The 12,744-nt window shown below is 35.7% G+C and carries 8 protein-coding genes; 3 read left to right on the top strand and 5 right to left on the bottom strand.

The annotated features are described in order from the left end of the window. Window positions 1-225: 225 nt before the first annotated feature. The 3 genes from HJ01_RS07915 (at window position 226) to HJ01_RS07905 (ending at window position 2,470) form a co-directional block, all read left to right on the top strand. Window positions 226-1,083: an NAD(P)-dependent oxidoreductase gene (locus tag HJ01_RS07915; RefSeq protein ID WP_007137830.1), complete on the top strand. Its 858-nt coding sequence runs from the start codon at window positions 226-228 to the stop codon at window positions 1,081-1,083. Window positions 1,084-1,161: 78 nt separating this feature from the next. Next, on the top strand, window positions 1,162-1,542 hold the full coding sequence (locus tag HJ01_RS07910; RefSeq protein WP_007137829.1) for a PH domain-containing protein: 381 nt from the start codon (window positions 1,162-1,164) through the stop codon (window positions 1,540-1,542). 550 nt (window positions 1,543-2,092) lie between these two features. Next, a complete protein-coding gene (locus tag HJ01_RS07905; protein WP_040473801.1) occupies window positions 2,093-2,470 on the top strand; it encodes a GreA/GreB family elongation factor in 378 nt (125 codons plus the stop codon). 374 nt (window positions 2,471-2,844) lie between these two features. On the opposite strand, the gene HJ01_RS07900 is transcribed toward HJ01_RS07905, so the two are convergent. The 5 genes from HJ01_RS07900 to HJ01_RS07880 all read right to left on the bottom strand — a co-directional run bounded on the left by HJ01_RS07900 (window position 2,845) and on the right by HJ01_RS07880 (window position 12,504). Continuing rightward, window positions 2,845-4,269: a peptidoglycan endopeptidase gene (locus HJ01_RS07900; RefSeq protein ID WP_007137827.1), complete on the bottom strand. Its 1,425-nt coding sequence runs from the start codon at window positions 4,267-4,269 to the stop codon at window positions 2,845-2,847. 284 nt (window positions 4,270-4,553) lie between these two features. Next, window positions 4,554-6,818: an aconitate hydratase gene (locus tag HJ01_RS07895; RefSeq protein ID WP_007137826.1), complete on the bottom strand. Its 2,265-nt coding sequence runs from the start codon at window positions 6,816-6,818 to the stop codon at window positions 4,554-4,556. A 105-nt stretch (window positions 6,819-6,923) separates the two neighbouring features. Beyond that, window positions 6,924-9,695 carry a bifunctional aconitate hydratase 2/2-methylisocitrate dehydratase gene (locus HJ01_RS07890; RefSeq protein WP_007137825.1) on the bottom strand — a complete coding sequence of 924 codons (2,772 nt, stop codon included), beginning with the start codon at window positions 9,693-9,695 and terminating at the stop codon, window positions 6,924-6,926. A 341-nt stretch (window positions 9,696-10,036) separates the two neighbouring features. Continuing rightward, window positions 10,037-10,990, bottom strand: a complete 954-nt coding sequence (locus HJ01_RS07885; protein ID WP_007137824.1) for an AAA family ATPase — start codon at window positions 10,988-10,990, stop codon at window positions 10,037-10,039. Window positions 10,991-11,073: 83 nt separating this feature from the next. Then, on the bottom strand, window positions 11,074-12,504 hold the full coding sequence (locus tag HJ01_RS07880) for a peptidylprolyl isomerase (protein WP_007137823.1): 1,431 nt from the start codon (window positions 12,502-12,504) through the stop codon (window positions 11,074-11,076). Window positions 12,505-12,744 lie beyond the last annotated feature (240 nt).

Raw genomic sequence — 12,744 nt, 5'->3', positions numbered from 1 at the left:
GTCCGTGCTTTTCTATCATACCTATTTATTAAATCATCAATATATAATATACTTAAAAAAATACTGTCTTTCAGTTGCTTATAGATTACTACCATTTGTAGTTGATTTTATACTCTTTGCCAAGAAATAAAGTTTAAATTAGTATCGCGTTTTGCAAACAAAGAGTAACTTACCTTTTCTCTAAAAAATGTAATAAAGAAATTCTAAATCAGCAATAGAAAAAACATGAATAAATTAAAATTAGGTTGGATAGGACTTGGCAACATGGGAAATCCGATGGTTAAAAACTTACTGAATGCTGGATTTGATGTGGCTGTATACAACCGTACCAAAGACAAAGAATCCCAATCAATTGAAGCAGGCGCTACCTCTGCCAATAGTCCTCAAGACTTGATGGAGAATTGCGATGTAGTTTTAACCATGTTGTCCGATGATGCCGCAGTAAAAGAAATATTTGAAGGCTTATCAGGACTATTGGGAAAAGAATATCCTGGGAAAATTATCATAAACATGAGTACAGTATCTCCTGCCACTTCACGCTATTTGGCGACCAACTGTAGCAAGAGGGAAGTAACTTTTATAGACGCACCCGTTTCTGGTAGCGTTAAGCCAGCACAAGATGGGACTCTGGTAATCCTAGTTGGATCAACTGCTGAAAGCTATCAAAAAGTCAAACCTATTTTTGACGTATTAGGAAAAATATCCATCCACGTGGGTGCAGCCGGCGTAGCAAGTTCTGCTAAATTGGCTATTAACTATTTACTCGGACTTAATCTTCAGGGATTGGCGGAGACCATTATTTTTGCCGAAAACAATGGCGTAAGTAAAGAAGACATGCTCAGCATTATCAATGAAGGCGCCTGTGGCAACGGAATCACCAAAATAAAATCAACCTCCATTTTAGAGGACTCCTACCCTGCCGCTTTTGCGCTGAAACACCTCGTTAAAGATTTGGGGTTGGCCAAAGAAGCAGGATTAAACACCCCATTAATCGAACCCCTACTTGATAGCTACGCTGCCGCTCAATATGAAGGTTTGGGCGACGAAGATGTAATGGCAATAATAAAAAGTCTTAGAAAATAAAAAGGCAATTCCCGAATCGTTCTTTCTAAAACATTGTTCAAACCACTAAAAAAATTAACTAATAACACGAATTATAATATGGGGATTTTCTCAGCAATTCTTGGTAATGCAGGTACTGTAAGCCAAGAGCAATTAGCAAAACAGTATGACCAACTTTTGATAGAAGGAGAACAAATCGAATTGGGTTTTAAACTAATACGAGATACTTTTATCTTTACAACTAAAAGACTTATTCTGGTTGACAAACAAGGTATAACAGGAAGTAAAACCGAATACAAATCCATTTCCTATAAAAGCATTTCCAGATTCAGTATTGAGACTGCCGGCACCTTTGACTTGGACGCCGAATTAAAGATCTGGGTTTCCAGTGAACTAAATCCTAGCATCATAAAACAATTCAATAAATCTGTCAATGTTTATGAAGTGCAAAAAGTACTGGCACATCATGTGCTAGGGTAAGAATAATGACTTTAAATCATATTTCCAACCCTTTTAAAAATCTAACTGCTACCTCATCAATAGCAGTTTTTTTTATGCAAAATATATCGTAGCTAAAAATACCGATAGTAAGAAGTCCCTTTTTAATCTCTTTAAAAAAAATAAAGACTTCAAAAAAGGATGGTTAGTATTTTCGATTAAATTATAGCCTCAATCTTAGGCTAAATCTTCTTTTAGCCATATTTAAATTTGTAATTTTGTTCTTCAATTAAAAACAATGAGTAAATCACTTTTTTTAAACATAAGCACTTATGCATCAGGACATTTATTTTTATTGCCCTGTCAGTATGAAGACTATTTTCTAAAATTTTCCAAAGACTTTAGATAATATTCCCTGCAAACCCAAGGCAGGGACACCCTCAGCTATCCTTTATATATAATTTTACACCGTGAATAGCTTATTGAAGCAGTTTTATCATTAAACACCAATTACCTACAGGGACAATTGCTATTTAGTGTTTGGGCCGTTAACAAAGGTGCATCAAAAGCATTGGTACTAAGAAACAGAAAAATGTCACAAAATATTATTTTAACAACCGGTATATACGATCTTATCAAAGACCATATTAAAAGTAAAAAAGTAACACCTACAGAAGAAGAAAATTTAAAATTACAACTTAAGAACGCAAAACAGTTAACCCGAAAGAATTTACCCGACGACGTTGTCGATATAGAGAAACGTGTAACCGTTAAAAACCTAGATAACGATCTTGAAGAAACCTATGTTTTTGTTGCTCCAGATAAAGCAAAAAAAAGAAACAAAACGGAATCCATATTAACTCAGATGGGGCTTGCTTTAGTGGGCTGGAAAGTAGGTGATGTGATTAACTGGGACTTTGAAGAAGGTGAAAAAAACCTGGAAATCATGGCAGTTGAAAGTCGCAATTAAAAAACAAAAAAAATCAGCATTCCTACTTTCGGAATGCTGATTTTTACTTTAGCACTATCTGTTTTTTTTTTTATAAACTTACTGCTATTTCCATACTAAAATTCCGTGTTGAAAAATTCGCGTTGGACCGAACAAAGAAATATTTACAATTTTAAACTACTATATTCTCATTTAGCCACAAACCAGCAGACTATGTCTGAGCATTGAAAATGCACATTTAGGTTCGGAAAGCAAAGAATGATTTTAATTATTAAAAAAAACAGTCTCAGTTGAGACAGTTGAAAAAATACAACGGAGATCTATTTTAAATAAACTTCATAAAAAAAACTCCCAAGTTTCCCTGAGAGTCAGTTTTTATATCTTTATCGAATGTACTATAACACCCTATTGATTTGAGACACTTTTTTGCTATAATACCTTTCCTTAATCGACGAAATAATCACCCCGCCACCAACAGAGGCATGTATGAATTTAATGTCCCCATCATTTACCTCGACTACCATCCCTACATGGTTAATTTGACGTCTTCCGTTAGTTTTAAAGAAAATCAGATCTCCTTTTTGCGCCTCTTCATTACTTACTTTCACACCATAACGTGATTGCTCAATGGATGTTCTAGGCAACTGGATATCAAATGTCCCAAAAGTGGTACACATCAGTCCAGAACAATCAAAGCCCTCTTTTGTGGTACCGCCAGTGCGGTATCGCGTCCCAATATTTTCAGATGCAGTAGAAACCAACTGATCCAAGAAATCAGTTCCGTGGAAGGATTTAAGGTTGTAAGATGGGCCTACAAATTCTGGCTCATTATTTTTCGCATATTCCTGTTTGGCTTCTTCTGTCAAAACTAATTTTGGACTACGGATACTCAGTTTATAACCTATGGGAAGTGATTTGGCTATTTTTGGATTTTGTCTCTCTAATTCTTTAACCGAAATACCGTATTCTTTTGCAATTGCATATTTGGTTTCTTTGGGTAAAACCTTGCGAATAAAAGTTGTTTCAACTATTTTATTTTCAATTACCTCTGCTTCAATAACTGAAGTTTCGGTTTTTGGAGTAATTTTATTTTCAGCTACAGTGGCATTCTCTTTTTTGGTTTCAACATTGGCAACTACAGTTTTAGTATTATTTTCTTCTTTAACAGGAATGGTGATTTTTTGCCCAATTTGTAAAGCTTCAGTTTCTAAAATTGGATTCGCCTTATCTAAGTCAGCTACCGTAATACCGTATTCTCTTGCAATGGCATACTTAGTTTCATTTGGTAAGATTTCGCGAACTACGCTTTCTGTCGAAATTTCCTTTGTTACATTGGTTTGTGAAGAAACGGTTACTTCTTGATTGGATTTTAGTGGTTCGACGACTGAAGCTACTGCCTTTTGATCTGACTCGGTACCAGGAATATTTATTTTTTGTCCGTTTCTTAGTCCAGATTTTCCAAGCGTAGGATTTATTTTTTGTAAATCTTCTACAGTTACACCATATTGTTTGGCTATACCATAAAGAGTTTCTTTAGGAAGGACGGAGTGTTTTTTTGAAGGATAAGTAGTTACAATATCGGTACTCGCTTTTTGGGATTTTAAATTGGTATTCGGAATCAATAAAACCGACTTATAGTTTATCCCATTTTTAGCATCTGGATTGAGTTCAAAAATGGCGCTCGGCTTTACATGGTATTTCTCTGCAATTTTAGAAATGTTTTCTCCTTTTGAAACGATGTGCTTCGTATATTTTTCTTGTGAAAAAGCACTAACACTACCTAAAAAAACTATTGCTAAAATCCAACTGTTGTACCTCATAAACCCTATTTAAATTTCATTTTTAATTTAACCACCCCTCTTATTTTCAACTACATAAAACATATTACGCATTTAAAATCAGTGAATTGTCATACCAAAATAGTAAAACCTGCAAAAACCATGTTTCACCAATGCGAATTTAACCCATAAATACAAATAACGCACTTTTTTAAGAACTCTTTATAATTATTTTAACAAATAAAGAGATAAAAAAAACGCCCTGTCTTCACAAGGCGTTTTAAGTATGAATTATCCCATCCGAAAATCGGTGAGGAAATTTAAATTTAAGCTTTTCCAGCAGCTATTAAGTTTAATGCTGAACCGGCAACGAACCAACCAATTTGTCCCTCGTTATAGGTATGATTAGCCATGATTGCATCTTTGCTACCATCAGCATGAATGAATTCTAATGTTAGTGGTTTTCCCGGAGCAAAATCGACTAAATCTGTGAAGTTGATTGTATCATCTTCTTGAATTTTGTCGTAATCAGCTTCGTTAGCGAATGTCAACCCTAGCAATCCTTGTTTTTTAAGGTTTGTTTCATGAATACGAGCAAAGGATTTCACCAATACCGCTTTCACACCTAAAAAGCGAGGTTCCATGGCAGCATGCTCACGAGAAGATCCTTCACCATAGTTATGGTCCCCCACAACGATAGATGGTACACCAGCCGCTTTATAAGCACGTGCTACAGCTGGAACTGCATCATACGTTCCAGTCAATTGATTTTTAACCGTATTTGTTTTTTGATTGAATGCATTGATAGCACCGATCAACATATTATTAGAGATATTATCTAAATGTCCGCGGAAACGCAACCATGGCCCTGCCATAGAAATATGATCTGTGGTACATTTTCCGAATGCTTTAATAAGCAATTTGGCACCCGTAATGTTTTTTCCATCCCATGGAGCAAACGGAGCCAATAATTGTAAACGCTCTGAATCTTCACTTACAGTTACTTGAATACCCGAACCATCAGGAGCTGGCGCCTGAAAACCTGGGTCTTCAGCATCAAATCCTTTTTTCGGCAATTCATCACCTGTTGGTGCTTCTAGCATTACTTCTTCACCATCTTCGTTGATCAAAGTATCAGTCAATGGATTGAAACCTAAATCACCTGCGATAGCCATAGCCGTCACTAACTCAGGCGAACCTACGAAAGCCATCGTATTTGGGTTTCCATCGGCACGTTTAGAAAAGTTACGATTGAAAGAGTGAACGATAGTGTTACGTTCTTCTTTTTCAGCACCTTCTCTATCCCACATTCCGATACACGGTCCACAAGCATTTGCAAACACCGTAGCACCAATTTTATCGAAAGTATCTATAAAACCATCACGCTCGATTGTATAACGAACCACTTCAGAACCTGGAGTAATGGTGAACTTTGATTTTAATTTTAATTTTTTATCGGTAACTTGTTTGGCTATTGAAGCCGCGCGAGCAATATCTTCATAAGAAGAGTTGGTACAAGAACCAATCAAACCTACTTGAATTTTCAACGGCCAGTTATTTTTGATCGCTGCTTCTTTCATTTTAGAAATTGGAGTGGCTAAATCTGGAGTAAAAGGACCGTTTAAATGCGGCTCTAATTCTGATAAGTTAATTTCGATAACCTGATCGAAATACTTCTCTGGATTAGCATATACTTCAGCATCTCCAGTTAAGTAATCTGCTACTTTATCAGCTGCATCAGCCACATCAGCTCTATTAGTTGAACGCAAGTAACGCCCCATAGAATCATCATATCCAAATGTAGAAGTGGTTGCACCAATTTCAGCACCCATATTACAGATTGTTCCTTTTCCAGTACAAGACATAGAAGTTGCACCTTCACCGAAATATTCAACTATAGCACCCGTCCCCCCTTTTACAGTAAGAATGCCAGCAACTTTAAGAATAACATCTTTTGGAGCTGTCCAACCTGAAAGTTTACCCGTTAATTTGATTCCGATTAGTTTTGGAAATTTTAGTTCCCATGCCATTCCTGACATTACATCTACCGCATCAGCACCACCAACACCAATAGCAACCATACCTAAACCACCTGCATTTACAGTATGCGAATCAGTACCAATCATCATTCCACCTGGGAACGCATAGTTCTCAAGAACTACTTGGTGAATAATCCCAGCTCCCGGTTTCCAGAAACCAATTCCGTATTTATTAGATACTGATGAAAGAAAATCAAAAACTTCATTACTTTGTGTTTTGGCTCTAGCCAAATCCGTTACAGCATTAACCTTTGCTTGAATCAAGTGATCACAGTGTACTGTTGTAGGAACTGCCACTTGAGATTTACCAGCATGCATAAATTGCAATAATGCCATTTGCGCCGTTGCATCTTGACAAGCTACTCTATCTGGAGCAAAATCTACATAATCCGTACCTCTTTCAAAAGCTTTAGATGGCATACCATCCCAAAGGTGATTGTATAAAATTTTCTCCGTTAAAGTAAGCGGACGACCCACTATTTCACGTGCTGCATCAACACGAGTAGTCATGTTGTCATACACTTTTTTAATCATATCAATATCAAAAGCCATAATATATAGGTATTTTTTGTTGTTGTATTTTAGATATCACAATATACAAAAAAAGCCCGAGTTTATAACTCAGGCTTCTTAATATATTTAATAGACAATCTGTAATTATCCAACTAATTGCTTGTGAGGAGGCGCAAACTTAGTCAAGTTAATCCCTTTTACAGCTGCTTTATATTCTTCTATAGTAGGGGTTCTACCTAAGATCGTAGATAAAACAACAACAGGTGTTGACGAAAGTAAAGATTCTCCTTTTTTACCTTCAGTATCCTCGACAACTCTTCCTTGGAAAAGACGTGTAGAAGTTGCCATCACTGTATCTCCTTTGGCCGCTTTTTCCTGATTACCCATACATAGATTACATCCTGGACGCTCTAAATACAGCATTTTCTCATATGATGTACGAGCTACCGCTTTAGGCACGCTATCATCAAATTCAAAACCAGAATATTTCTGTAAAATTTCCCAGTCTCCTTCTTTCTTCAATTCATCTACGATATTGTATGTAGGGGGAGCTACAACTAGCGGCGCTTTAAATTCCACCTTACCTTCTTGTGCATCAATATTCTTAAGCATTTGAGCAAGAATTTTCATATCCCCTTTATGAACCATACAGGAACCTATAAAACCAAGATCTACTTTTTTATCACCACCATAGAAAGAAAGTGGTCTAATTGTATCGTGCGTATATCTTTTAGAAACATCAATGTTATTTACATCCGGATCCGCAATCATTGGCTCTGCAATTACATCAAGATCAACAACAACTTCAGCAAAATACTTAGCATCTGCATCTGGAGCCAATGCTGGTTTCTCACCTGATTTGATCTCTGCTATACGCTTATCAGCAATAGCAATCAATCCCTTCAGAACTTGTGTTTTATTATCCATTCCTTTATCAATCATGATCTGGATCCTACTTTTGGCAATCTCTAATGATTCTATCAAAGTAGCATCTTCAGAAATACAGATAGAAGCTTTTGCTTTCATCTCTGCTGTCCAATCCGTAAATGTAAATGATTGGTCAGCTGTAAGAGTACCAATATGCACCTCAATAACTCTACCTTGGAAAACGTTATCTCCTTTAAACTGCTGAAGCATCTGAGATTGAGTAGCATGAACTACATCACGGAAATCCATATATTCCTTCATTTCTCCTTTGAATGTCACCTTCACTGACTGCGGGATTGGCATGGAAGCCTCGCCTGTAGCCAATGCAAGCGCTACAGTTCCTGAATCAGCACCAAAAGCAACACCTTTAGACATTCTTGTATGAGAATCACCTCCAATAGTAATTGCCCAATCATCAACTGTAAGATCATTAAGCACCTTATGAATAACATCCGTCATTGCAAGATACTCACCCTTAGGGTCACGCGCTGTAATTAAACCGAAGTCGTTCATAAACTTCATTAATCTAGGGATATTTGCTTTTGACTTATTATCCCAAACTGAAGCAGTATGACAACCTGATTGGTAAGCACCATCCACAATTGGAGAAATCACAGTTGCAGCCATAGACTCCAATTCCTGAGATGTCATAAGACCAGTTGTATCTTGTGAACCTACGATATTAACTTCTACACGCACATCTGAACCTGCATGCAATACTTTACCTGGAGTTGTCCCAACAGCGTTTTTATTGAATATTTTTTCTACTGCAGTAAGACCTTGACCTTCAATAGAAATTTCTTTTGACGCAGCATAAACCTGAGGTATATCTATATTTAAAGTTTTAGCAGCGAATGTTTGTAGCTTTTTACCGAAAACTATAGCATATGATCCACCAGCTTTAATAAACTCCACTTTTTGAGGAGTTAAAGACGCTGAAATATCAATCAATTCCTTTTCTCCGTTAAAAAGTTTCTTTGTTTTAGTGTTGATAGTAAGAACAGTTCCAGTAGCAACAGAGTATACTTCCTCAAGAATAGCTTCTCCAGCTTCATCAAGAACAACATTCCCTTGTGCATCTAGTTTTTTCGCCCAGTTTTTAAGATCGATCCCTATTCCACCTGTAACTCCTACTGTTGTTAGGAAAATAGGTGAAATACCGTTTGTACCAGCAATAATTGGAGCAATGTTGATAAATGGAACATAAGGACTTGCTTTTTTACCTGTCCATAAAGCAACGTTGTTTACACCTGACATTCTTGATGATCCTACTCCCATAGTACCTCTCTCAGCAATTAACATAACGCTCTTATCAGGATTCGCTTCTGCTAATGCTTTGATTTCATCTTGTGCTTCAGGAGAAATTAAGCATTTACCATGAAGTTCACGATCCGATCTTGAGTGCGCTTGGTTCCCTGGAGAAAGTAAATCAGTTGAAATATCCCCTTCGCCAGCGATATAAGTGATCACCTTAATTTCTTCTGCTATTTCCGGTAATTTAGTAAAGAACTCAGCTTGTGCATAGCTCTCTAGAATTGCTGCAACTATTGGATTACCATTTTTGAAAGCTTCTTCTAAACGATCTGTATCCGCTTCGTAAAGAAAAACTTGCGTCTTTAATACCACTGCAGCTTCTTTAGCAATAGCTACATCATCACCTAAAGCCAAATCAAGCAATACTTCAACAGAAGTTCCACCTTTCATGTGTGATAACAATTCTAAAGAAAAATCAGGAGTAATTTCAGCAACTACTGAATCCCCTAGAATGATTTCTTTCAAAAATTTAGCTTTCACACCAGCAGCAGGGGTAGTACCTGGTACAACATTGTAAATGAAAAAGTTAAGAGAATCCTCTCTATCTTTGTTATTCAAATCTTTAATTTGTGAAATGATCTCGCTTAGCAATTCAGCTCCATCAATTGGCTTCGGGTTAAGGCCTTGGCTTTTTCTTTCTTCAATCTCTTGAATGTAATCCTTATAAGTATTCATAATAGAATTGTTTTTGACTTATAATAGCAGATTGCATTGATAGTTTCAATATCAAAAAGCTATTATATTGAGGTACTTTTTTGTTTTTCAAATGCAAATTTACATATTAAAGACGAGAACAAAAAAAATTTAATAGAGCTGCCCTTTTCAAAAATTATTATTATCTAATACTGATTTTTGCTGCGTATAATTGATAAAATGTAAAAAATTTAACATTTTAATGGTTAATTCATAATTAATCATTTGTATTCCTAATATTTCTAAAACAGAAAAAATTTAACCAATAAGAAAACGTTGTAGTTCTCTACAAAATTGAAGTATAAAACGAATAAAAAATCATTTTAAAGCAACTTTCCAATAATCATTTCTTCAGTTATTCCCTCAGCATCTGCTTTGTAGTTCTTAATAATTCTATGACGAAGTATTCCTACGGCAACTGCTTTTACATCTTCGATATCTGGAGAAAACTTACCATTGAAAGCAGCATGTGCTTTGGCCGCTAGAATTAGATTTTGCGACGCTCTTGGACCAGCTCCCCAATCTAGGTAGCTTTTAACATAATCATTATCTAATCTGTTATCGGGACGTGTTTTACTAACCAAGGTCACTGCATATTCAATAACATTGTCTGCCACCGGAATTCTACGAATCAAGGCTTGAAAATCAATAATTTCCTGCGCTGTAAACAATGGGTTAATCGTATTGACTACATTTGAGGTAGTTCGCTTTACCACTTCAACCTCTTCTTTAAAAGAAGGGTATTCAAGTTTGATAGCAAACATAAAACGGTCTAACTGGGCTTCCGGCAATGGATAAGTCCCCTCCTGCTCAATAGGATTTTGTGTAGCCAAAACAAAATAAGGCAGATCTAACTTATAGTTTTCTCCCGCAATTGTAACGGAACGTTCCTGCATAGCTTCTAACAATGCGGCTTGCGTTTTGGGCGGCGTTCTATTAATTTCATCTGCAAGCACTATATTCGAAAAAATAGGTCCTTTTAAGAATTTGAATTGACGGTTTTCGTCTAATATCTCACTTCCTAATATATCAGAAGGCATTAAATCCGGAGTAAATTGAATTCTTTTAAAATTAAGCCCCAAAGCTTGAGCTAGCGTATTTACCATTAAAGTTTTGGCTAATCCTGGAACTCCAACTAGCAGTGCATGCCCACCAGAGAAAATGCAAAGCAAAATCTGATCTACCACCGCATCCTGACCAACAATAATTTTTGCGATTTCGCTTTTCAGTTCATTTCGCTTTTGAACCAAATTATGTATTGCAGCTACATCAGACATTTTTAAGTATATTTTAAATTAAAAAAGAGTTAACTCTATGAAATCATAAAGCTAACTCTTTTTATTTATTTTTTTAAAAGAAATTATTTTTTTACCCAATTGTTAGTAAACTCGCAATCTCTATAGTCCCCCAGAATTTTGATATAGGTTTCTTTTATTTTTTCATCAAACCATTTTCCTATGGCTCTGATTTGTTTTTCTTTTAGGGCCAATTCTTTAATTTTAATATAATCAGTTGCATAATCGGCAGTATGCTCATTTATCCTATTTGTAACAGTAATCAACTTATAGCTTTTTCTACCCTGTTCATCCATATCAATAACCGGCTCTGAAATATTGTTATCTTTTAAATTAGAAACTTGACTATACAACGAAGGATCCATTTTTGTCAGTTCAAAACGGGTATCTTGTGTTTTAGGATTAATTAAAGCACCACCGTTTGTTTTAGTTTCCTTTTCATCAGAAAATTTCCTTGCCGCTTCCTCAAAAGTCAACTCCTTATCCTCGATTCTTTTTCTGATTAACGTTATTTTTTCTTTCGCTTCGTTTAAAGCTTCTTCCGTTACCGTTGGCGTCAATAATATATGACGTAATTCTAACTCTTGACCCTTTATTTTTTCAACATATATTATATGGAATCCGAAATCTGTCTCAAAAGGGGCAGAAATCTCACCTTCCTGCAAACTGAAGGCTACATCTTTAAATTCTTTAACAAAGGCCGTTTTTCTGTTCATTTTATAAAAACCTCCATTAGACCTTGAACCGGGATCTTGAGAATACAAAACAGCTTTAGTCGCAAAACTTGAACCCTCTTGAATTTCTTTTTTGAATCCATTCAATCTATCGATTACTTTTTGCTTTTCTGCAGCTGAAACTTTAGGTGTCGTAACAATTTGCGCCACTTCCATTTCTGCACCAAAAACAGGTAGTTCTCCTTTTGGTATTGTTTTGAAAAAGTTACGAACTTCTTCAGGCGTAATTTCAACGTCTCCGATAATCTTTTTTTGCATTTCAGAAGTTAATTTCTGCTCCTTTAAAATATCAAAGAAATAACTTCTGAATTCTTCTTCTGAACTTTTATTATAATAACTTATCACTTTATCAAGAGAACCGATTTGGCCAACCATATAGTTTAACCTTTCTTCCATCATCCCTTTCACTTCAGCATCCGTAACCTTAACGCTGTCCTGAATAGCTTGGTGCGCATATAGTTTGTCCTCTAAAAGCTTTCCTAGCATTTGACATCTAGTGATATCCTTTATCGAACCACCTTGACTTGAAATTTCCAAGTACGACTTATCAATATCAGAATCTAAAATGATATATTCCCCTACAGTAGCAATGATACCGTCAATCTTTTGTCTTTCGTTGGATTGGATTTTTTTAACCGGAGCTATTACACTGTCTTTAATGATTTCTTGCGCTCTAGTTATCGTACTTGAAAATAGTAAAACAAAAAATATTACTGCAATTCTACTATTTACGGACTTCATTTGTATTTTTTTTAATGGCATTATTTGATATTTATATTTTATTGTAAGTAACATTTTCTCTAACCCGCAATGACTTCATTTACATAGTCCCAATGGATCTGTCAAATATACACCATGATAGTCCTAAAATAAAAATGTTCTTACAAACTTTTCTCATGGTTCAAGCGAACAAAAATAACAATTCAATTACATAATACAAGTTTCCATACTAGTATTAACAAAAAATTATCAGCGCTTTTATCGATTCTCCCCTTTCCTTGA

The sequence above is a fragment of the Flavobacterium frigoris PS1 genome (genome assembly GCF_000252125.1).
GTDB classification, from domain to species: Bacteria; Bacteroidota; Bacteroidia; order Flavobacteriales; family Flavobacteriaceae; genus Flavobacterium; species Flavobacterium frigoris_A.
This window is presented reverse-complemented; position numbering and strand designations above follow the sequence as displayed.

Coding starts and splice junctions, on each gene's coding strand:
- HJ01_RS07895 (WP_007137826.1), bottom strand. CDS start 6,818: ATGGCTTTTGATATTGATATGATTAAAAAAGTGTATGACAACATGACT.
- HJ01_RS07880 (WP_007137823.1), bottom strand. CDS start 12,504: ATGCCATTAAAAAAAATACAAATGAAGTCCGTAAATAGTAGAATTGCA.
- HJ01_RS07900 (WP_007137827.1), bottom strand. CDS start 4,269: ATGAGGTACAACAGTTGGATTTTAGCAATAGTTTTTTTAGGTAGTGTT.
- HJ01_RS07915 (WP_007137830.1), top strand. CDS start 226: ATGAATAAATTAAAATTAGGTTGGATAGGACTTGGCAACATGGGAAAT.
- HJ01_RS07905 (WP_040473801.1), top strand. CDS start 2,093: ATGTCACAAAATATTATTTTAACAACCGGTATATACGATCTTATCAAA.
- HJ01_RS07910 (WP_007137829.1), top strand. CDS start 1,162: ATGGGGATTTTCTCAGCAATTCTTGGTAATGCAGGTACTGTAAGCCAA.
- HJ01_RS07890 (WP_007137825.1), bottom strand. CDS start 9,695: ATGAATACTTATAAGGATTACATTCAAGAGATTGAAGAAAGAAAAAGC.
- HJ01_RS07885 (WP_007137824.1), bottom strand. CDS start 10,990: ATGTCTGATGTAGCTGCAATACATAATTTGGTTCAAAAGCGAAATGAA.